Origin of the sequence: Ramlibacter tataouinensis TTB310 (genome assembly GCF_000215705.1) — a bacterium.
In the GTDB taxonomy this organism is placed as follows: domain Bacteria; phylum Pseudomonadota; class Gammaproteobacteria; order Burkholderiales; family Burkholderiaceae_C; genus Ramlibacter; species Ramlibacter tataouinensis.
Genome location: NC_015677.1, coordinates 2,897,559 through 2,918,210, shown reverse-complemented (window position 1 = coordinate 2,918,210; position 20,652 = coordinate 2,897,559). Strand labels below are relative to the sequence as shown.

Below are 20,652 nucleotides of genomic sequence, written 5' to 3'. Positions count from 1 at the left end.
TGCCCGGCGCGTGCCCGCGCCTTGTTTCAGTTGCGGAAGTTCTGCGTCACCATCAGCCCGCGCGCGCCGCCGTCCAGCACGCCGATGCCCAGGCGGCCGAACTGCGGGCGCAGGATGTTGGCGCGGTGGCCGGGCGAGTTCATCAGGCCGGCGTGCGCGACCTGCAGCGTCTGCGCCAGCGCCAGGTTCTCGCCGGCCAGCAGGTAGCGCACGTTCGCGCGGCGCATGCGGTCGCCCACCGTCGCGCCCTCGGGCGTGACATGCGAGAAGTAGCCGCGCCCGAACATGTCGCGGCTGTGGTCGCGCGCGACGCCGACCACTTCCGGGTCGGCCTTGAGCGGCGTCAGCCCGTGCGCGGCGCGCTCGGCGTTGACCATCTCCAGCATGCGCGCCTCCAGGTCGGGCCGCGGCCGCGCGTCGGTCACGCGGAACGGCAGGTCGACCCGCTGCCGCGTCGCCGGGTCCACGGTCACCGATTGCAGGCTGCGGCGGATCGCCGGGTCGAAGATGGGCGACAGGCGCGCCTCGATCGCCTGCGCCGGTTCCGACAGCAGGTTGGCGAACGCGCTCTCGCGCGCCATGCGGCTCAGGCCCTCCATCAGCGGCAGCGTGAGCAGCAGCAGCGCAACCACCGTGGCGTTGATGAGCCCGTTTGCCGTGCCGGGCAGCAGGCCCAGCAGCCGGTTGAGGCCGTGCCGGTGCGCCTGCGGCGGAAGCGCGCGGGCGATCCGCACCACCCCGGCGCCCAGCGCCAGGTGCGCCAGCACGAAGCACAGCACGAAGCTGATGGGCTGCAGCCAGACGTCCAGCGCCGGCCAGTGCGCCTGCATCCAGGCCGCCGGCCAGGGGTAGGCCAGGAAGGCGATCACCAGGCTGGCCGCCAGGGTGAGCAGGTGCAGGGTGGAGGTGATGAAGCCCCAGCGCCAGCCGCCGACGGCGCTGAGCAGCACCACGGCCAGCAGGCCCCAGTCGATGGGGTTGAGGATGGTCCAGTCCATGGCCGCCGAGTATCGACAGCCGTGCTGGGCGCGGGCGTAGGACCGGAACCCAGGGCGAGCGCTGCGGGGAGACGTCTCCCCGAACGATGGAGCGTACGCTCTAGGTTTGGAAGACAGTCTTCCCGAATGAGGAGACGTCCTCCCACAAAGAAACAGCGGGGGACACTGTCCCCCGGAAGACAGTCTTCCCGAATAAGACCGTCTTCCCGAACGATGGGGGCGCACGCTCTGTGGGGAGAGTCTCCCAGATTTGTGCTTGGAAGACTTCCCCCCGCGAACGGGGGAAGCACGCTCACGACCCGAGCCGGGGAGCCGGCTCCCGGGGGAGACTTTCTCGCGAACGAGGGGAAGCGCGCTCCTCCTTAGGTTTGGTAAGAGTCTTACCGAAGGGAGACTTTCTCCGCGAACAGGGGCGCGCTCGTCCCGTATGACGAGGAATGATTCCCTAAAAATACTTTCCTCTCGGCCGGTAAGAGCCTCTGCTATTGTGGCAAGGCGTTTGCCACAGCTTCGGCTGCCTTGATGAGGTCAATCACAAGCCGCTCATCGATATCGAGTTCACCTTCGTACTCGCCCGAGTTGCGCATGCCGTGGCACTTGTCCAGGACACGCCAGACTTCGACACCAAGACCCAGGGTATGAGGCAGTACCTGGAAGACGATGTACCTGTTGGCTGGCCGGAAGCCCTTGCGCCTCAATGCCGCAAGGCTCAGCGCGTGCGCCGCGTTGTACGCCAGGTCGAAGCGGCTTTCCAGAGCCAGCACGGGATTGCGCGCATCATTCAGCCGTGCCCGCCCGGTGCGCTGCAGGCCCGCAATTTCCTTTTCATCGGGCGGCTCGGTTCGAAGCGATTTGCCAGGGCCTGCCAAATTGCTCAGTGGATCAGCCATTCAGAGTCTCCTCAGATCCCAGCAGCCACAGCTTGGGCTGCTTGAGCACGCGCGTGACGAAGCTGTTGTCCTGCTCGATGCGTTTGGACAGCTCCGCCTGGCTGTACAAGGTTGGGTTGATCTTGCGGCCCAATCCGCCGGCCGTGCCCTCCAGAATGCCGAAGAGCTCTCCATAACCAAGACTGTCGCTGATGATCATCACATCCACGTCGCTGGTGGCGGTGTCCTGCTGTTTGGCAATGGATCCGTAGACGAATGCGGCGTGGATCTGCCCCGCTAAAGGCACCAATGCATTCCGTAGTACATCAGCCAATCCGGATGTCTTGAGCACTAGCCCACGCAGCTCGGCGAAGACGGGCGCTTCCGCATTGGCTTGGTAGTGCTTTTGATTGCCGATGGCGGTGACCCTGAGAAGGCCTGCGGCCGACAGGTCGGCCAACTCCCGCTGGACGGCACCCGTGCCCGACTGCGCCAGCGCAATCACCTCGTTGGCAAAGAAACTGCGGGAGGGATTGCCGTAAAGGAGACCCAGGACGCGTTGCCGCACCTTGGGAAAGAGTGCGTCGGCCAAGTTGATGGAAGTGGAGGCGGATTTTTTTGTACCCATTTCGGGGTTGATGATACCCAGTATGGGTTTCGTTGAGGAGGTGTGGTCAGCGGAACCTTTGTCGAAGCACCTCACCCAATTGTCGGCGCTCCCGTTTGCATCGCCAGAGAAAGGACACGCCGTGACCGAGACCGAAACCCGAGCCATCGTCTCCCTCAGCCTGCTGGCCGCCTTCGTCGACGGCGACAAGCACGAGCGCGAGCGCGCCGAGGTCAGGCGCATCGCCGAGGCGCTGTCGCAGTCCGACGGCGTGCACCTGCCCACGCTGGTGCAGGACGTGCTGATGAAACGCATCGACGTCCCCGGCGTGGCGGCGCAGCTGACCAGCCCCGATTCGCGCCTGCTGGCCTACGAGATGGCCGTGTGCGTGTGCGACGCCGACGGCGCGCAGTCCGTCCCCGAGCAGCGGTTTCTGGCCGAGGTGCGCCGCGCGCTGGGCCTGGACCAGGGGGTGGCCCAGCACTTCACCGAGGACGCCGAAGCCCTGGCCGAGGCGCCATTGGGCGGGCCCCTGCCGGCACCGGTGAGCACCTCCACGCCGGTGGTCACACCCGCGGTGGCTGCCGCTGCGGCCACCTCCACGACGGTCAGGCAGCCCGCCGTGAACGAGACCGAGCTGGACCAGGCCATCCTGAACGCCGCCATCACCAACGGCGCGCTGGAGCTGCTGCCCGAGACCTTGTCCACCATGGCCATCATCCCGCTGCAGATGCGGCTGGTGTGGCGGATCGGCCAGGCCTACGGCTACGAACTGGACAAGGGCCACATCAAGGACTTCCTGGCCACGGTGGGCGTGGGCCTGACCTCGCAGTACCTGGAGCAGGCCGGCCGCAAGCTGCTGGGCGGCCTGCTGGGCCGCGCCGGCGGCGGTCTGCTGGGCGGCCTGGGAAGGCAGGCGGTGAGCAGCGGCATGAGCTTCGCCGCCACCTACGCCCTGGGCCATGTGGCCAAGCGCTACTACGCCGGCGGCCGCCAGCTCTCCACGCAGATGCTCAAGGAGACCTATGCCAGCATCACCAACGAGGCCCAGCAGATCCAGGGCCGCTACCTGCCGGCCATGCAGCAGCAGGCCCGCACCCTGGACGTGGGCAAGGTGATGGCCATGGTGCGTGGGCGCTAGGGTCCGCATCGGGTTGTTGTCGATTCCAGGCAGCTGCGTCCGTCGTAGGGTAGGGACGGGACGTCCGCCCCTACCTCAACCCACCGGAGACCGCCATGCCTCAGCTCGACAGCTACCTGTTCTTCAATGGCAACTGCGCCGATGCGATGCGCTTCTACGAGCGCACGCTGGGCGCCCAGCTGGAGACGATGATGACCTTCGGCCAGTCGCCCGACCCCATGCCGGGCACGAACGAGCGCAACAAGCACCTGATCATGCATGCCAGCCTGCTGCTCGACGGCCGCCGGCTGATGGCCTCGGACCTGCCGCCCGGCATGCCGCACCAGCCCATGGCCGGCTTCTCGGTTTCGCTCAACTACGCCACGGCGCCGGAAGCACGCAAGACATTCGACGCCCTGGCCGAAGGCGGCCAGGTCACCATGCCCTTCGGCAAGACTTTCTGGGCCGACGGTTTCGGCATGCTGACGGACCGTTTCGGCACCCCCTGGATGGTGGGAAGCCTGCAGTCGCCGGCCTTGTAGGGCACGCGGAGCGCGGCCCGGGCGGCCACATGCGGGACAATGGTGGCCGTTGTTCGCCTCCCCCTCTTGCCCCATGACCGACGCACCGACGCCGACCCCGCCCGCCTTGCCCGACCGCCTGTCCGTCGATCCGCGCAGCCCGCACCACGTGGCCGCCGTGTTCGAGCGCGACATCGGCATCCGCTTCAACGGCAAGGAGCGCTTCGACGTGGAGGAGTACTGCCTCAGTGAGGGCTGGATCAAGGTGCCCGCCGGCAAGACGCTGGACCGCAAGGGCCGGCCGCTGCTGATCACCCTCAAGGGCCAGGTCGAGGCGTTCTACAAGTAAGCATGGAGCGCCGCCGTTTCGGCCTGGAGCTGGCCGCCATCCTCGCTGTCGCCGCCGGTGCGCTGCCGGCCTGCGCCCGGACCGCGAAGGCGCAGGCCGGTTGGCGCGACCTGGAAGCCACGGTCGGCGGCCGTCTGGGCGTGGCCGTGCTCGACACCGCCGACGGCCGGCTGGACGGCCACCGGCTGGATGAGCGCTTCCCGATGTGCAGCACCTTCAAGTGGCTGGCCGGGGCGCTGGTGCTGCACCGCGTGGATGCCGGGCAGGAGCGGCTGGACCGCCGCATCCGCTTCGGCCGCGAGGTCCTGCTGCCTCATTCACCGGTCACCGGGGAGCACGCCGGGAGCCAGGAGGGCATGACCCTGGCGGCGCTGTGCGAGGCCACCATCGCCACCAGCGACAACGCCGCCGCGAACCTGATCCTGCGCAGCTTCGGCGGCCCCGCGGCGCTGACGGGTTATGTCCGCGGCCTGGGCGACACAATGACCCGGCTGGACCGCTGGGAGCCCGAGCTCAACGAGGCCACGCCCGGCGACCCGCGCGACACCACCACCCCGCGCGCCATGGCCGGGGCGCTGCGTGCCGCACTGGTGGGCGAGGCCCTGTCCCCGCGCAGCCGCGAGCAGCTGGGCCGCTGGATGGAAGCCACGGTCACCAACGGCCAGCGCCTGCGCGCCGGCCTGCCCGCGGGCTGGCGCATGGGCAGCAAGACCGGCAGCGGCGCGCGCGGCACCACCAACGACGTCGGCATCTTCTGGCCACCGGGCCGCCCGCCCGTCATCGCGGCCGTGTACCTGACCGAGACCCAGGCGCCCGACGGCGCGCGCAACGCGGTCATCGCCGGCGTGGCCCGGCAGCTCACCCGCGGCGGCTAGTCCGCACGAGCACCCCCGGCCGGCGGCGGCCGGTGCTAAGCTGGCCTGCCCTCTCCAGCCCTGCCCACCACCATGCCCGGACTGCTGCCCCAGATCGACCCCGACGGCCTGCTCGAGTTCTCGGTGGTCTACACCGACCGTGCGCTCAACCACATGTCGCGCCGCTTCCAGGGCGTGATGACCGACATCTCTTCCATGCTCAAGGAGGTGTACCGCGCCCGTTCGGCCGTGCTGGTGCCGGGCAGCGGCACCTTCGGCATGGAGGCGGTGGCGCGCCAGTTCGCCGGCGGCCGGGACGTGCTGGTCCTGCGCAACGGCTGGTTCAGCTATCGCTGGACGCAGATCTTCGAGATGGGGAACATCCCCGCCTCGCACGCGGTGCTCAAGGCGCGCCAGCAGGGCGGCGGCGCCACCGCCCCCTGGGTCCCGGCGCCCATCGCCGAAGTGACCGCCGCCATCCGCGAGAAGAAGCCGGCGGTGGTCTTCGCGCCGCACGTGGAGACGGCCAGCGGGATGATCCTGCCGGACGACTACCTCCAGGCCGTGGCCGAGGCGGTGCACGCGGTGGGCGGCCTGTTCGTGCTGGACTGCGTCGCCTCGGGCGCGATGTGGGTGGACATGCAGGCCACCGGCGTGGACGTGCTGATCTCCGCGCCGCAGAAGGGCTGGAGCAGCTCGCCCTGCTGCGCGATGGTGATGCTGGGGGAGCGGGCGCGCCAGGCGATCGACGGCACCGCCAGCAGCAGCTTCGCCTGCGACCTGAAGAAGTGGCTGCAGGTGATGGAGGCCTACGAGGGCGGCAGCCACATGTACCACGCCACCCTGCCTACCGACCCGCTCACCCGCCTGCGCGACACCATGAAGGAGACCCAGGCCTACGGCTTCGCCCAGGTGCGCACCGAGCAGCAGGAGCTGGGCCGCCGGGTGCGCGCCCTGTTCGAGTCGCGCGGCCTGCCCAGCGTGGCCGCCGAGGGCTTCAAGGCCCCCGGCGTGGTGGTCAGCTACACCAGCGACCCCGAGATCCAGTCCGGCCGGAAGTTCATCGAGCAGGGCCTGCAGGCCGCCGCCGGCGTGCCGCTGCAGTGCGACGAGGGCGCCGACTTCCGGACCTTCCGCATCGGCCTGTTCGGGCTGGAGAAGTGGCACCAGGTGGAGCGCACCGTGGCACAGCTCGAGGCCGCGCTGGACCGGATCGGCCTGCGCGCGCCGGCCACCCCGGCGAAAGCGGCGACCACCGCCAGCACCGTCCTGACCTGAGCCCGCCATGCACCTGGTGCAGATCCTGCTGCCGGTGTACGACAACCGGGGCCGGGCTTTCGGGCGCGAGCTGTTCGACCCCGTGCGACAGGAGCTGGTGGACAAATTCGGCGGCCTCACCGCCTACAGCCGTGCCCCGGCCACCGGGCTGTGGTCGCAAGACCAGGGCCAGGTGAGCCGCGACGACATCGTGGTCTACGAGGTGATGGTGGACGGGCTGGACGCGCCCTGGTGGGCCGGCTACCGCCAGGCGCTGTGCCGCCGCTTCGCGCAGCAGGAACTGGTGGTGCGGGCCCAGGCCATCACGCTGCTCTGACCGGATCGAGCAGGGCGTCCCAGCGCGCCGTGCCGAGCCAGTCGCGCAGCGCCGTCGCGCCGCGGGGCGTGACCGCCAGCGTCCGGCTGCCGGCCTGAGGCAGCAGCCAGCCTTGCTGCAGGCAGTGCGAGCACAGCAGGGCGCCCAGCCGCCCGGCCAGGTGCATCCTGCGCTCGCCCCAGTCCAGGCAGGGGCGGCAGTGCGGGCGCTTGCCCGGGCCGCCGGCATTCACCGCCTCGGACGCCAGCCCCAGCCGGGCCAGCGCGGTGGCCGCCCGATCGGTGACGTGCGCGGCATCGCCGTCGATCACCACCGCGCCATCCTCGACCAGCCTCTCGGCCATCGCCACCGCGATGGCGCCGGCCAGGTGGTCGTAGCAGGTGCGCGCCAGCCGCAGGGCGGCATCGCGCGGACCCGTGGCCACCCGCCGGGGCGCGGGCGCCGCCTGCGCGGCCAGCTGCATGATGCCCTCCAGCACGCGGGCCACCTCGGCCGAGGCCAGGCGGTGATAGCGGTGCCGGCCCTGCCGCTCCAGGCGCAGCAGGCCGGCCTCGACCAGCAGCGCCAGGTGCCGGCTGGCGGTAGCCGGCGTGACGTGCCCGGCGGCGGCCAGCTCGTGCGCCGTGAGCGCGCGCCCGTCCATCAGCGCCAGCAGCATGCCGGTGCGCGCGGGCTCGCCCACCAGGGCGGCGATGCGGGCGATCTGGTTGGTGTTCATGGGCAGGGGCGAGTGTGCCGCAGCCGCACGCCTGGCACTTCGCTGCGCAGCGAACCATCGGGCCCCGGGGCGGGCCGATCATTGCGCCATGGCCGCCGCACCGCATCCCGCCACCACCGCACCCGCTTCGCAGCGTGGCCGCATCGTGCCGGCGGCGTTCGTCATCGCCGTCTTCGGCTGGGGCGTGGGCTTCTACGGGCCGCCCGTCTTCCTGCATGCGGTGGCGGTGCAGACCGGCTGGTCGATGCAGCTGGTGTCCGCGGCCGTCACCTTCCACTTCGTCTTCGGCGCCTGCGTCGTGGCCGGCCTGCCGCGCCTGCAGGCGCGCTGGGGCGTGGCAGCCACCACGGCCGCCGGCGCAGCGGCACTGGCGGCCGGCGCGCTGGGCTGGTCCCTGGCCACCCAGCCGGTGCACCTGTTCGCCGCCGCCGCGCTCAGCGGCGCCGGCTGGGCAGGCATGGGCGCGGCCGCCATCAACGCCATCGTCTCGCCCTGGTTCGACCGCGACCGCCCGGTGGCACTGGCACGGGCCTACAACGGGGCCAGCCTGGGCGGGCTGCTGTTCTCTCCCTTGTGGAGCGCGCTGGTGGCGTGGCTCGGTTTCGTGCAGGCAGCCGCGTGGGTGGGTGTGGGCATGCTGGGCATCGTGATCCCGCTGTGCCTGCGGGTGCTGCGCATGAAGCCGCCGGTGTCCTCAAGACAGCCGCAGGACGTCGCGCCCGGCCACGCCTTGTGGCGCCATGTGGGCTTTCGCACGCTGGCGGCGGGCATGGCGCTGGGACTGTTCGCGCAGATCGGCTTGATCTCGCATCTCTACACGCTATGGGCCGTGCGGCTGGGACCGCAGGCGGCCGGCTGGGCCATGGCCGCGGCGACCGCCTGCGCCATCGCCGGGCGCAGCCTGGCCGGCCGGCGCCTGCGGCCCGGTGCCGACCGGCGTGCCGTTGCCGCCTGGAGCTACGGCGTGCAGTTGGTGGGGTCGCTGCTGATGGCGGCAGGGCTCGATCACCTGCCGCTCATGGGCCTGGGCCTGGTGCTGTTCGGCCTGGGCCTGGGCAATGCGACCTCCCTGCCGCCTCTGGTCGTACAGGGCGAATTCGCGCCGGCCGACACCGCCCGCGTGGTGGCGCTGGTCGTGGCCATTTCGCAGGCGACGTACGCATTCGCGCCAGCAGCCTTTGCCTGGCTGCTCGGTCCCGGCGGCGACGCCCTGGGGCTGTTCGTCGCGGCGGCCGTGCTGCAAGCGGCGGCGCTGGGCTGCCTGCGGGCCGGCCGCCCCGCCACCGTTCCTCCCACCACCCAAGGACCACCATGAACCTCACCTGCTTCATCCGCTACCAGATCGACCCGTTCCAGCGCGAGGCCTTCCAGGCCTATGCCGAGCACTGGGGGCGCATCATCCCGCGCTGCGGCGGCCACCTGCTCGGCTATTTCCTGCCGCACGAGGGCAGCAACGACATCGCCTGGGGCCTGATCGGCTTCGACGGCCTGGCCGCCTACGAGGCCTACCGCGCCCGCCTCAAGGCCGATCCCGAGGGACGCGAGAACTTCCAGCGGGCGCAGCGCGGGCGCTTCATCCTGCGCGAGGAACGCAGCTTCTGCGAAGGTGTGCCCGGCACGCTGAATCTCCAGCCCCGCTGACTGTCAGGCCCGGGCCCGCCGGTCCAGCGCCCGGCGCAGGCCCAGGGCCACGGCCGTGCACACACACGCGATGCCCAGCAGTGTGAGCGGGATCGCCGGTGGGCCATGCCGGTCGGTCAACGCTCCCAGCACCGGCGAGAACAGCACCGGCCCGAGGAAGGCACTGGCGAACACCAGGGTGGTGACGCCGCTGGAGGGCTGCGTCCGGCTCATCCACACCAGGCCGGTGGTGAACACCGGCGCCAGGAACAGCCCGGCCAGCGTGTAGCCCGCCACGGCCGCGGCCGGTAGCGTCGCCAGCGCGATGCTGGCGGCGGCCAGCGCCAGCGAACCGATCACCAAAGGTGCGGGCTCCACCCGCAGGGCCAGCAACCCCGAGAGCAGCCGCCCGAGGGTGAAGCTGACCCAGAACAGCGAGGCCAGTTTCGCCGCGCCCGCGGTGCCGATGCCCAGCGCCTGCTGCAGGTGCGTGACCTCCCAGGCGCCGATGCCGCCCTCCACGCCGACATAGGTGAGGAACAGCAGCGCGAACCCGCCCGTGAGCCCGATCGAGGGCCCGCTTCCGGCGCGTGCAGGGCCCGCCATGGCGGCACTGTCCTCCGGCGCGGGGGCCCGCATCGCGAACAGCACCGGCAGGAGCAGCGCCGCCAGGGCGGCACAGCCGAGCAGCGGCAGGCGGATGCTGCCGCCCGCCATCCCCACCGCCAGCGGGGCCAGCACCGCGCCGACGCCGAAAGCCGCACTGAGCAGGTTGAGGACCGAGGCGCTGCGCGCGCCGAAGCTGGTGGCCAGCCAGACGTTGATGGTCAGGTCCAGCAGGCCGAACCCCAGGCCGAGCAGCAGCGATGCCACGCCCGCCAGCGCGAAGCTGGGTGCGAACGCGAGCCCGAGGCAGGCCGCGGCGATCAGCACCAGCGCGCACAGCGCCCGGGCGCGCGGCGGCCAGCGCCCGGACAGCAGGCCCGCTGCGAGCACGCCGGCAAACGCGCCGGCCGAGTTCAGGCTGAGCAGCAGCGCGGCGCTGGTGGCGCTGAGGCCGAAGCCGGCGCTGAGGGCCGGCAGCGCCGGCCCGAGGATGGGGTAGATCAGGCCCAGCAGCAGGAAGGCGCCCGCGCCGGCGCCGGCCAGCAAGCCCCATGAAGCAGCTTCGGGTGTGTCCTTCATGCAGGCGTCCGGTGGGTGTCCATCGTCCGCCAGTGTGCCGCAGCCCCAGCCGGGGCCCGGCTCAACGCCTACTGGCGGCCTGCCATTGGTGCACGCAAGCCCTCGCCAGCTCCAGCGTCGTGTCGACACAGGCAGGCAGGGTGGCCGTGTCGCCATGCTGCAGGGCGATAGGCAGTTCGGTGCAGGCCAGCACCACGGCCTGGGCGCCGCGCTGGCTCAGCGCCGCCACGGCGTGGCGCACCTGCCGGGCGGCGGCGTCCAGCCGGCCGGCCTTGACGTCCTCGATGGCCGGCAGGACGAAGGTGTCCAGCAGCGCGTCGTCCGGCAGCATCGGCCGCAGGCCGCGCGCGCGCAGCGCCGGCTCGTACAGGCGGGCAGCCAGCGTGGCGCGCGTGGCCAGCAGGCCCACAGCAGCGCCCGCGGGCACCCGGCCAGCCGCCGCGTCGCAGCTGGCCTCCACGATGCTGATGAAGGGCACCGGGCACCCCGACACCAGCTGCGCATACCAGTGGTGCGCCGTGTTGCAGGGCATGGCCAGCATCGTGGCGCCCGCGCCGATCAACCGGTCACGGCCGGCGAGCAGCGCCGGCAGCGGCGATTCGCCCCCGTGCAGGATGGCCGCCGGCCGTGGCGGGATGCGCGGGTCGCTCTGGACCAGCAGCGGCACGTGGTCCTCGTCGCGCCGCGCGTCCGTGAGAGTTATCACCTTGCGGAAGAAGTCCGCCGTCGCCAGCGGTCCCATGCCGCCCAATACGCCGATCATCGTGGGGTCTCCTTGTCAGGCGCCGAAGCGCAGGTACGCCGCCGCCAGTGCCGCCAGCCACACGGTGACCAGCACCAGCAGCAGCACCGGCCGCCAGCCGAGGGTGGCCACCTCGCGCAGCGAGGTCTTGAGCCCCACCGCCGCGATGGCCACCACCAGCGCAGCCTGCGATGCGGTGCCGGCCAGCGCCTGCGCCGTGGCCGGCACCAGGCCGCTGCTGTTGACGAGCACCAGCAGGCCGAAGGCAACAGCGAACCACGGCAGCAGCGGCGCCCGCCGCGCCAGCCCGGCCTCGCGCGAGCGCACCAGCAGCGCCACCAGCAGCAGCGTGGGCAGCAGCAGCGCGACCCGCATCAGCTTGGTGATGGTGGCGGCGTCGCCGGCGGCCTCCGACAGCGCGTAGCCGGCGCCCACCACCTGCGCCACGTCATGGATGGTCGCGCCGATGAAACGGCCCGCGGTGGTGGCGTCGAAGCCCAGCCAGGTGCTGAGCACCGGGTACAGGATCATCGCCAGCGTGGACAGCGTGGTCACGCCGACCACGGTGAGGGTGGTGTCGCGGTCCAGCCCCTCGCGGCGCGGCAGCACGCTGGCGATCGCCAGCGCCGCCGACGCGCCGCAGATCGCCGTGGCGCCGCCGGCCAGCACGCCGAAGCTGCGGTGGATGCCCAACACCCGCGCCAGCAGCAGCGCGCAGGCCATGGTCGCCAGCACCGCGACAGCCAGTGCGAGCACGGTGCCCCAGCCGAGCGCGGCGACGTGCTCCACCGTGAGCCGCAGGCCCAGCAGGGCCACGCCGATGCGCAGCACGCTCGAGCCGGCGAACTGGATGCCCGGCCTGCAGCGCGCATCGTCGCCCAGGAACCCCAGCGCCATCCCGAGCAGCAGCGCGAACAGCAGCATCGACCCCTTGTAGTGGCTGCCCAGGAAGGCCGCCGCCATGGCCACCATCGTGGCCACCAGCAGGCCCGGCCCCAGGCTGCGGCCCCGGTGCAGCCAGGCTTCTGCCCGCCCTCTCATGAGCGGCCTGCGCCCTGCTCGCGGCGGGGCCGCAGCAGTATCTTGGCGGCGCCGACCCGGCCGGCGGCCATGTCGGCGAACGCCTGGGGGCCCTCGTCCAGCGGCCGCTCGTCGACCCATGAGAGATCGCCGAACCGGCCTGCCGCCAGCGCCCGCACGGCCGCGCGCAGGTCGGCCCCGGTGTAGGTGTAGCTGCCCGCGAGCGTGACCTCGGCCAGGGTGAGCTTGCGCATGTCGATCTCGCTGGCCCCATCGGCCAGGCCGACATGGACCACGGTCCCGCCCGGCGCCACCGCGTGCAGCGCCATCGTCCGGGTGGCGGCGCTGCCCACGGCATCGAAGACCAGGTCGGCGCCGGCCTCGGCGGGAGGCTCTTGCCGCGGGTCGCGCACCTCGATGCCGGTGGCCTGCAGGGCGCGCTGCCGGCGCAGCGGGTTGGCCTCCAGCACCGCCGCGGCGGCACCACCATGCGACTGCAGGTGCAGCGCCGCCAGCAGCCCGATCGCGCCCGCGCCGATGACCAGCACCCGCGCCTGCGGCAGCGGCTGCGCCAGCGAGCGGGCGGCCAGCGCGAACGCATGCAGCACGGTGGCGGCCGGCTCGGCCAGTGCGGCGGCGCACGCGTCCAGGCCCGGCGGCAGTTCGATCAGGCACTGCTCGGGCACGGACAGCTCCTCGGCGAACGCGCCCGCGATGTTCATGCCGATCATCCGCCGGTGGGCGCACAGGTTGCCCCGGCCCTGGCGGCAGTAGCGGCACTGGCCACAGACCACCAGCGGGTTGGCCGTGACGCGGCACCCGGCCAGGGGACCTTCCAGCACCGTGCCCGCGAACTCGTGGCCCAGCACCAGCGGCGGCACCCGCCGCGGGTCGTGCCCGTGCCAGGCGTGCAGGTCCGAGCCGCAGATGCCCACCGCCTCGACGCGCACCCGCACCGACCCGGCCTCCGGCGAGGGAGGGGGCAGCTCCTGCAGCTGCAGCGTGCGGGGCGCCGTGTAGACCAGGGCTTTCATGCGCATGTCCTCATTTGGCGGTGAAACCGCCGTCCACATACAGGGTCTGGCCCGTCACGTAGTCGCTGGCGCGGCTGGCCAGGAAGACGACGGCCCCGTGCAGGTCCTCGGGCCGGCCGGTGCGGCCCACGGCGGTCTGCTGCGCGATGGCGGCGCGCCGCTGCGGGTCGTCGAACACCGGCCGGGTCAGCGCGGTGGGGAAGAACCCGGGCGCGATGGCGTTGGCGTTGACGCCGTCGCGCGACCAGGCCTCGGCCATGGCGCGCGCCAGCTGCACCGTGCCGCCCTTGGCCGCGCCATAGGGCAGGCTGTCGGCAAAGGCGCGCTGCGACTGCAGCGATCCGAACAGGATGACGCGGCCCCAGCCGCGACGGCGCATCGCGTCCACCAGGTGGCGCGACAGGAAGAACGGCGCGGCCAGCATCAGCTCCATCTGCTCGTCCCAGGCGGCGGAATCGACGGCGTCGGCGGCCTGGCGCCGGTTGACGCCCGCCGCATGCACCGCGATGTCGGGCGCGCCGAAGGCTTGTGATACCTGCCCGGCCAGGTCGCCCAGCGCCTGGCGCTGCGTCAGGTCGGCCGCGACGCAGGCGGCCCGGATGCCCTGCGCCTGCAAGCCCTGCGCCGCGCCCTGCAGCTCGGCCTGCCGCCTCGATACCAGCACCACGGCCGCGCCGGCCGCGCCCAGCGCCTGGGCCGCCGCCAGGCCCAGTCCCGACGCGCCGCCGGTGACCACGGCCACGCGGCCGGACAGGTCGAACAGCGGCGCGGCGGTGTTCACGGCCGGCTCAGGCCGTGGCCGGCTTGAGGCTGGCGAAGACGGAGCGGTAGCCGTACAGGGCCACCGAGCCGCCGGTGTGGAGGAACACCACGTCCTGCCCCTTCCTGAAGTGCCCCTTGCGCACCAGGTCGATCAGGCCCGCCATGCCCTTGCCGGAGTACACCGGGTCCAGCAGGATGCCCTCGGTGCGCGCCACCAGGGCCACGGCCTCGGCCATCGAATCGGTGGGCAGGCCGTAGCCCTTGCCCACGTAATCGCAGTTGGCGACCACCTTGTCGCGCGCCACCGCGCCCGGCACGCCGATCAGCTCGGCCGTCTGCTGCGCGAGCGAGTACACCCTGTCCTCCTGCGCCGGCCGGGGTGCGCGCACGCCGATGCCCAGCACCGGGATCTGCGTGCGAGCGCCTTCCATCCCCGCCACCAGGCCGGCCTGCGTGCCGGCGCTGCCGGTGGCGTGCACCAGCGTGTGGATGTCCAGCCCCAGGCCGTAGGCCTGCTCGGCCAGCTCCAGCGCGCACGCCACGTAGCCCAGCGCGCCGATGGGCGTGGAGCCCCCGCCGGGGATGATGTAGGGCTTGCGGCCGCGGCTGCGCAGCTCGTCGGCCAGCCGCCGCATGGCGGCGTCCATGTCGCTGCCCCCCGGGACTTCGCTCACCGAGGCGCCCATGAGCTGGTCGAGGAAGACGTTGCCCGACTGCTTGTACTCCGGGTCGGTGTAGCCGGTGCGGTCCTCCAGGATGATGTGGCTTTGCATGCCCAGCCGGACCGCGGCCGCCACGGTCTGGCGAGCGTGGTTGGACTGGGTGGCGCCCTGGGTGATGACGGTGTCGGCGCCCTGGGCGAGTGCATCGGCCATGAGGAACTCGAGCTTGCGGGTCTTGTTGCCGCCGGTGGCCAGGCCGGTGCAGTCGTCCCGCTTGATCCACAGGTTGGGGCCGCCCAGCGCGGCGCTGAGGTTCTTCATCGGCTCCAGCGGCGTGGGCATGTGGCCGAGCCGGATGCGGGGGAATTTCGCGAGTTTCATGGGTCGCTCTCTATGCAAAAGAAGGGGTTGCGGGGAGGGGGGATCGCGTTCAGCGGCAGGCCTGCAAGGCCTCGCCGATGGCGGCCACGATGGCGTCGCAGTCGGCCCGGGACAGGGACAGCGGGATGCGCACGTCGCACAGGCCGGCCAGCACGCGGGCTGCGTTGGGCAGGGCCTGGTCGAGCTCGGCATAGCGCCAGTGGCTCCAGGCGCTGGTGAAGCCCACCGGCTCGCTGGCGCCGAACCACTTGACGTTGACGCCGCCGGCGGCAGCCGCCTCGGTGAAACGGGTCATCTGCTCGCCGGTGAATCCTGGCAGCAGGAACTGGATGGAGCTCTGGACGTACTGCTCCTGGCGCGGCCGCCGCGGCAGCCGTACCCCGGGCAGCGCGCCCAGGCCCGCGGCCAGCCAGTCGTGCCGCTGGTTCCAGCGGCGGCAGCGGTCGGCCAGCGCCACGCCCAGCTGCGGCCGCACGATCGCGGCCACCAGGTTGCTCATGCGCAGGCTGAAGTTCGGCGTCAGGTATTTCCAGCGCTCGAACACCTCGTCCGCCGGCCGCACGGCATGGGCCCGCCAGTGCATGTAGCTGCCGCTGAAGAGGATGGCGCGGGCGGCGATGTCGTCGTCGTTGGTCACCAGCAGTCCGCCCTCGCCGCCGTTGGCGTGCTTGTAGCTCTGCACGCTGAAGCAGCCCACGCGCCCCCAGGTGCCGGTCAGCCGGCCGGCCCAGCCCGCCCCCATGGTGTGGGCGCAGTCCTCCACCACCGCGACGCCGTGGCGGTCGCAGATCGCCATCAGCCGTTCCATGTCGCAGATGTGGCCGCGCATGTGGGACAGCAGCAGCACCCGGGCCACCCCCGAGGCGGCCTTGCGCTCCAGGTCGTCCAGGTCGATGGTGAGGTCGTCGGTCACGTCCACCAGCACCAGCAGCGCGCCGGCATGGGCCACCGCGCCCGGCACGGGCGCAAGCGTGAAGCAGTTGGACAGCACCGCGTCGCCCGGCCCCACCCCCAGTGCCTTGAGCGCCACGAACATGGTCGAGCCGCAGGAGTTCATGCCCACGCCGTAGCGCACGCCCAGTTCGCGGGCGAACTCGGCCTCCAGCTGCGCGGCCTCGGCCGGGGCCGCGCCGGCCTCGCCGTAGCGGTGCAGCTTGCCGCTGGCCATCAGGGCCAGCGCCGCCTGCACGCCCTGCTCGGGGATGGGCTCCTGCGCGGTCAGGTCCATGGGTCGGGCCGGCACCGTCAGCCTCCGTGGCCGCCCAGCGTGCCCAGGTCGAACCGCTCGTCGGGGTAGTACTTGTGCAGCCGGATGTCGCCGGTGCGGGCATGGCCTTCCATGCCCTCCAGGCGGGAGATGCGGGCCGCCACCTGCCCCACCTGGCGCGAGGCGCCGCGGTCCAGGCGCTGCCAGGTCACCGTCTTGATGAACTTGCCCACCGACAGGCCGCCCGAGTAGCGCGCCGCGCCCCGGGTCGGCAGGATGTGGTTGGGGCCGGAGCACTTGTCGCCGTAGGCCACCGTGGTCTCCTCGCCCAGGAACAGCGAGCCGTAGTTCGTCAGGCGGTCGAGCCACCAGTCCAGGTCGGACGCCATCACCTGCAGGTGCTCGCAGGCATAGCGGTCGCTGACCTCGACGGCCTCCTCGCGGGTGCCGCACAGCACCACCTCGGCATAGTCGCGCCAGGCCGCGGTGGCCGCGTCGCGCGCCAGCTCGGGCAGCGCGGCGATGACCTCGGGTGCGCGCCGCATCACCTCCTCGCCCAGGGTGCGCGAAGTGGTGATCAGCCACACCGGCGAGTCGGGCCCATGCTCGGCCTGGCCCACCAGGTCGGCGGTGACGATGGCCGGGTCGGCGCCGCCGTCGGCGATGATGGCCGACTCGGTGGGGCCGGCCACGACGTCGATGCCCACGCGGCCGAACAGCATGCGCTTGGCCTCGGCCACGAAGCGGTTGCCCGGGCCGACGATGATGTCCGCGGCGTGGCCAGTGAACAGGCCGTAGGCCAGCGCGGCAACGGCCTGGACGCCGCCCAGGGCCAGCACGTGGTCGGCGCCGCACAGGCGCATCGCATACAGGATGGCGGGGTGGACGCCCTGGTCCTTGTGCGAGGGCGAGGTGGCGACGATGTTCTTCACCCCGGCCACCTTGGCCGTGCCCACGCTCATGATGGCGCTGGCCGCGTGCGCGTAGCGGCCGCCCGGCACGTAGCAGCCCGCGGTGTTGCAGGGGATCAGCCGCTGCCCCGCGACGAGGCCGGGAAGAAGCTCCGCCTGGAACTCCGAGAGCGAGTCGCGCTGGCGCCGGGCGAAGTCCAGCACCCGCTGGCGCGCGAAGGCGATGTCGTCCTTCACGCCCTGGCCGAGGGCGCGCTCGGCCTTGTCGAACGCGTCGGCGCCCAGGACGATCTCGCCGGCGTGGCCGTCGAGGTCGCGCGCATAGCGGCGCACGGCTTCCTCGCCTTCCCGCTCGATCTCGGCGAGCATCTTGCGCACCGTCTCGGTCGTGGCGGTGTCGATGGCCTGCACCGGCGGGCTGGCCTTCTTGAGGTACTGGATGGTCATGGGTAAAGCATTGCCTCGGGTTGGGGGGTCATTGGGTCCGCCTGGCGAAGCCCTTGAGCTCGGGATCGGCGTCGATCAGCCGCAGGTACCTGTCGGTGACGTAGGTCCTGGGGTCGGGCATCGGCTCGTCGGGACGCAAGGTGCCGACGGTGCGCATGAAGTAGGAGATGGCGTTCATCGCGTTGTCCACCTCCGAGGCGGCGCGCTCCGTGCGGTCGAACAGGGCCAGCTGCTGCCCCAGGTTGAAGGTGGGGCGTGTGTCCAGCTCCTTGTTCATGGAAGCTTCGGAGATCTGGACGCCGCCGGCCTCGTAGTGCCTCTTCATCACCGCGAGCGCCTCCTTGCGGTTGGCCGCGAGCCAGCGCTGGGCACGCAGATACACGGCCAGGAACTTGGCGACGGCCTGCGGGTTCTGCTGGGCCCAGTCGGCGCGGACCACCAGGTTGCCGGGCACGAGCACGCCGGCATCCTTGCCGGAACACAGCACCCGTGCGCCCGCCTTCTCTTCCGCCGTGTAGGTGTTCGGCGCCCACAGCCCGCCCACCTCGCCGGAGCCCGACGCCATGGCAGCGACGACCTCGGGCTGGCCCATGCTGCGCAGCGTCACCTCCTTCGGCTCCAGCCGCAGCTTGCGCAGGCAGGCGCGCGCCACCAGGTCCACGGTGGAGTTCGCCGTCAGCAGGATGGTGCCCCCCTTGAGCCAGGGGGCGGTCCTGGCCGGCAGGGCGGCGTTGGGTCCCCGGACCATGAGCGCGTTCGCGGCGGACTGGTCGTCCGACAGCGCGATGGTGTGCAGGCCGAACCGCACCGCGCCCAGGACGGCCGGTACCGAGCCGGTGTAGCCCACGTCCCACGATCTGCTGGCGGCGATCTGCGGTGCGCCTGCAGGGAAGTTGGTGATCGTCACCTTCAGCCCGACTTCCCTCCACCAGTCCTTCTCCTGCGCCACGAGGAAGGGCACCGAGCCGTACAGCGCCGGCTGCGAGCTGACGCGGATCTCCTGCAGCGGCTGCGCCATCGCGGATGCCGAGGCTGCGGCGACAGCCAGCGACAGGAGGGCGTTTCTGGTGCGACGGAACATAGGCATCTCCCTGGGAAGAGGTCCGGACGGCTGGAAGGAGGAGGGCGGGCGGTCAGTCGCTGCGGCTGGCGAAGGCCTTGAGCTGCGGGTCACGGTCGATCAGCCTGAGGTACTCGTCCGTCACATAGGTGCGCGGGTCCGGCAGGGCCTCGTCGGCGCGCAGCGCGCCGACTTCCTTCATGAACGAGGCGATGGTGTTCATCGTCGCGTCGGCCCGGGAAGGCTGGGCGCCGCGGTTGAACATCGCCAGCTGGCTCGCCAGGTCGAACGTCGGGCGCAGCTCGAGCTCCTTGTTCATGGCCGCCTCGGAGATCACCACCCCGCCGGCGTCGTAGTGTTTTTTCATCACGGCCAGCGCGTCCTTGCGGTTGGCGGCCATCCAGCGCTGGGCGCGCAGGTACACGGCCAGGAAGCGCGCCACCAGCTGCGGGTTTTCCTTGGCCCATTCGGCGCGGACCACCAGGTTGCCCGGCACCATGACGCCGGCCTCGCGGCCGGAACACAGCATCCTGGCGCCCGTCTTCTCCTCGGCCGTGTAGGTGTTGGGGGCCCATAGGCCGCCGACGTCGACGCTGCCGGAGCTCATCGCGGCGATGATCTCGGCCTGTCCCATCGAGCGCACGGTCACGTCGCCCTTGGCCAGGCCGAACTTGGCCATGCACGAGCGCGCCGCCAGGTCGACCGTCGAGTTCCCGGTGAGGAACACGGTCCCGCCCTTGAGCGACGCGGGCGACTTGATGATGGTGTTGGCGTTCGGCCCGCGCACGTACAGGGCGTTGGTGGCCGACTGGTCGTCCGAGAACGCGACGGTGTGCAGGCCGAAGCGCACCGCCCCGAGGACGGCGGGCACCGAGCCGGTGTAGCCCACGTCCCAGCTCTTGCTTGCCGCGATCTGCGGCGCGCCCGCGGGGAAGTTGATGACGGTGACCTTCAGGCCGGCTTCCTTCCACCAGCCCTTTTCCTCGGCGATCGCGAACGGCACCGAGCCGAGCAGCGCCGGCTGGGAACTGACGCGCACCTCCTTGAGGGCCTGGGCCGCGGCCGGGCCGGCGAGCCCGGCCATGGCCGCCAGCGAAGCGAGGGTGAGCGCGAGGAATCTGCGGGTGCTGTTCATGGGTGTCTCCTGGTTTGACGCGGTGGTGGAGTGGATGGAACGTCGGCGGGTCAATGGATGTCCGGGTCGTGCTGCTCCCGCAGCAGCCGCCAGATGCGGGTGCGCAGATGGACGAAGGACTCCAGGTCCATCACGTCCTCGATGCGCTCGTACTGCTGCCAGCGCTCGGCATCGCGCGTGGGCTTGACGTCGATGGTTTCCTTGATGCGGCCCGGCCGGCGCGTCATGACGATCACGCGGTCGGCCAGGTACACGGCCTCCTCGACGGCGTGCGTGATGAACATGACCGTGCGCGGGTTGGCGCGGCCCACCCGCAGCAGCTCCTCCTGCATCACGGTGCGGGTCTGGGCGTCCAGGGCGCCGAAGGGCTCGTCCATCAGCAGCACGTCGGGCTCGAGCACGTAGGCCCGGGCGATGGCCACCCGCTGCTGCATGCCGCCGGACAGCTGGTGGGGATAGGCGGACTCGTAGCCCTCCAGGCCCATCAGCTTGAGGCTGCCGGCGATGCGCTCGTGCGCCTCGTTGCGGCCGACCCCGAGGGAACGCAGCCCGAACAGGATGTTCTCGTGCACCGTCTTCCAGGGGAAGAGTGCGAACTGCTGGAACACGACGGCCCGGTCCGGCCCGGGCGCGCGCACCTCCTTGCCGTTGACCCGCACGCTCCCGCTGCTGGGGAACTCCAGCCCGGCGGCCATCCGCAGGCAGGTGGTCTTGCCGCAGCCCGAAGGGCCGACAACGGCGACGAACTCCTTGTCGCGCACCGTGAAGCTGACGTTGTCCAGCGCGAGGAAATCCTTCCCGTCCCGGCGGAAGTTGCGCGATACCGAATCGAGAACGATGTCACCCATGTTGTTCT

The 20,652-nt window shown here is 71.6% G+C and carries 23 protein-coding genes; 8 read left to right on the top strand and 15 right to left on the bottom strand.

Features of this window, described 5'->3' with window-relative positions; translation table 11 throughout:
• Positions 1-26 precede the first annotated feature (26 nt).
• From RTA_RS14040 to RTA_RS14030, 3 genes are all read right to left on the bottom strand, one after another.
• Positions 27-998, bottom strand: coding sequence for a CvpA family protein (locus RTA_RS14040; RefSeq protein ID WP_013902078.1), 972 nt, complete (start codon positions 996-998; stop codon positions 27-29).
• A 482-nt stretch (positions 999-1,480) separates the two neighbouring features.
• Positions 1,481-1,888, bottom strand: coding sequence for a hypothetical protein (locus RTA_RS14035; RefSeq protein ID WP_013902077.1), 408 nt, complete (start codon positions 1,886-1,888; stop codon positions 1,481-1,483).
• Complete coding sequence (locus RTA_RS14030; RefSeq protein ID WP_226986077.1) at positions 1,881-2,459, bottom strand: transcriptional regulator; 579 nt, start codon at positions 2,457-2,459, stop codon at positions 1,881-1,883. The genes RTA_RS14035 and RTA_RS14030 overlap by 8 nt, the downstream gene beginning before the upstream one ends.
• A gap of 157 nt (positions 2,460-2,616) precedes the next feature.
• Between RTA_RS14030 and RTA_RS14025 the strand changes: the two genes are divergently transcribed.
• From RTA_RS14025 to RTA_RS14000, 6 genes are all read left to right on the top strand, one after another.
• Positions 2,617-3,615, top strand: coding sequence for a YcjF family protein (locus RTA_RS14025; protein WP_013902075.1), 999 nt, complete (start codon positions 2,617-2,619; stop codon positions 3,613-3,615).
• A 95-nt stretch (positions 3,616-3,710) separates the two neighbouring features.
• Positions 3,711-4,136: a VOC family protein gene (locus RTA_RS14020; protein ID WP_013902074.1), complete on the top strand. Its 426-nt coding sequence runs from the start codon at positions 3,711-3,713 to the stop codon at positions 4,134-4,136.
• A 73-nt stretch (positions 4,137-4,209) separates the two neighbouring features.
• Positions 4,210-4,464, top strand: a complete 255-nt coding sequence (locus RTA_RS14015; protein WP_041675595.1) for a DUF3297 family protein — start codon at positions 4,210-4,212, stop codon at positions 4,462-4,464.
• A 2-nt stretch (positions 4,465-4,466) separates the two neighbouring features.
• Positions 4,467-5,339, top strand: coding sequence for a class A beta-lactamase (bla, locus tag RTA_RS14010; RefSeq protein WP_013902072.1), 873 nt, complete (start codon positions 4,467-4,469; stop codon positions 5,337-5,339).
• A gap of 72 nt (positions 5,340-5,411) precedes the next feature.
• On the top strand, positions 5,412-6,596 hold the full coding sequence (locus RTA_RS14005) for an aminotransferase class V-fold PLP-dependent enzyme (protein ID WP_013902071.1): 1,185 nt from the start codon (positions 5,412-5,414) through the stop codon (positions 6,594-6,596).
• Between the two features lie 7 nt (positions 6,597-6,603).
• Entirely contained in the window at positions 6,604-6,912 is a 309-nt protein-coding gene (locus RTA_RS14000; RefSeq protein WP_041675594.1) for a hypothetical protein, read from the top strand.
• Here the strand turns inward: RTA_RS14000 and RTA_RS13995 are convergent.
• Positions 6,899-7,630, bottom strand: coding sequence for an ArsR/SmtB family transcription factor (locus RTA_RS13995; protein ID WP_013902070.1), 732 nt, complete (start codon positions 7,628-7,630; stop codon positions 6,899-6,901). The two genes, RTA_RS14000 and RTA_RS13995, sit on opposite strands and share 14 nt — an antisense overlap.
• 88 nt (positions 7,631-7,718) lie before the next feature.
• On the opposite strand from RTA_RS13995, the gene RTA_RS13990 reads away from it, so the two are divergent.
• A complete protein-coding gene (locus RTA_RS13990; RefSeq protein WP_013902069.1) occupies positions 7,719-8,945 on the top strand; it encodes an MFS transporter in 1,227 nt (408 codons plus the stop codon).
• Positions 8,942-9,271 (top strand): NIPSNAP family protein, encoded by a 330-nt coding sequence (locus tag RTA_RS13985; protein ID WP_013902068.1) that lies wholly within the window; start codon positions 8,942-8,944, stop codon positions 9,269-9,271. Before RTA_RS13990 ends, RTA_RS13985 begins: the two co-directional genes overlap by 4 nt.
• A gap of 3 nt (positions 9,272-9,274) precedes the next feature.
• On the opposite strand, the gene RTA_RS13980 is transcribed toward RTA_RS13985, so the two are convergent.
• The 11 genes from RTA_RS13980 to RTA_RS13930 all read right to left on the bottom strand — a co-directional run bounded on the left by RTA_RS13980 (position 9,275) and on the right by RTA_RS13930 (position 20,644).
• Positions 9,275-10,435, bottom strand: coding sequence for an MFS transporter (locus RTA_RS13980; protein WP_013902067.1), 1,161 nt, complete (start codon positions 10,433-10,435; stop codon positions 9,275-9,277).
• Between the two features lie 61 nt (positions 10,436-10,496).
• The gene (gene cuyB, locus RTA_RS13975; RefSeq protein ID WP_013902066.1) at positions 10,497-11,198 is read right to left on the bottom strand and encodes a cysteate racemase; all 702 of its coding nucleotides are present in this window, start codon (positions 11,196-11,198) and stop codon (positions 10,497-10,499) included.
• Between the two features lie 15 nt (positions 11,199-11,213).
• A complete protein-coding gene (locus RTA_RS13970) occupies positions 11,214-12,218 on the bottom strand; it encodes a YeiH family protein (RefSeq protein WP_013902065.1) in 1,005 nt (334 codons plus the stop codon).
• A complete protein-coding gene (locus RTA_RS13965; protein ID WP_013902064.1) occupies positions 12,215-13,231 on the bottom strand; it encodes an alcohol dehydrogenase catalytic domain-containing protein in 1,017 nt (338 codons plus the stop codon). The genes RTA_RS13970 and RTA_RS13965 overlap by 4 nt, the downstream gene beginning before the upstream one ends.
• Positions 13,232-13,241: 10 nt before the next feature.
• Positions 13,242-14,012, bottom strand: coding sequence for an SDR family NAD(P)-dependent oxidoreductase (locus RTA_RS13960; protein WP_013902063.1), 771 nt, complete (start codon positions 14,010-14,012; stop codon positions 13,242-13,244).
• A gap of 7 nt (positions 14,013-14,019) precedes the next feature.
• The gene (gene cuyA / locus RTA_RS13955) at positions 14,020-15,036 is read right to left on the bottom strand and encodes a D-cysteate sulfo-lyase (protein WP_013902062.1); all 1,017 of its coding nucleotides are present in this window, start codon (positions 15,034-15,036) and stop codon (positions 14,020-14,022) included.
• Positions 15,037-15,085: 49 nt separating this feature from the next.
• The gene (locus tag RTA_RS13950; RefSeq protein ID WP_013902061.1) at positions 15,086-16,279 is read right to left on the bottom strand and encodes a DegT/DnrJ/EryC1/StrS family aminotransferase; all 1,194 of its coding nucleotides are present in this window, start codon (positions 16,277-16,279) and stop codon (positions 15,086-15,088) included.
• A gap of 2 nt (positions 16,280-16,281) precedes the next feature.
• Positions 16,282-17,601, bottom strand: coding sequence for a histidinol dehydrogenase (gene hisD, locus RTA_RS13945; RefSeq protein ID WP_013902060.1), 1,320 nt, complete (start codon positions 17,599-17,601; stop codon positions 16,282-16,284).
• 28 nt (positions 17,602-17,629) lie between these two features.
• On the bottom strand, positions 17,630-18,682 hold the full coding sequence (locus RTA_RS13940) for an ABC transporter substrate-binding protein (protein ID WP_013902059.1): 1,053 nt from the start codon (positions 18,680-18,682) through the stop codon (positions 17,630-17,632).
• A gap of 52 nt (positions 18,683-18,734) precedes the next feature.
• Positions 18,735-19,796 (bottom strand): ABC transporter substrate-binding protein, encoded by a 1,062-nt coding sequence (locus RTA_RS13935; RefSeq protein ID WP_013902058.1) that lies wholly within the window; start codon positions 19,794-19,796, stop codon positions 18,735-18,737.
• Positions 19,797-19,846: 50 nt separating this feature from the next.
• Positions 19,847-20,644, bottom strand: a complete 798-nt coding sequence (locus RTA_RS13930) for an ABC transporter ATP-binding protein (RefSeq protein WP_013902057.1) — start codon at positions 20,642-20,644, stop codon at positions 19,847-19,849.
• Positions 20,645-20,652 lie beyond the last annotated feature (8 nt).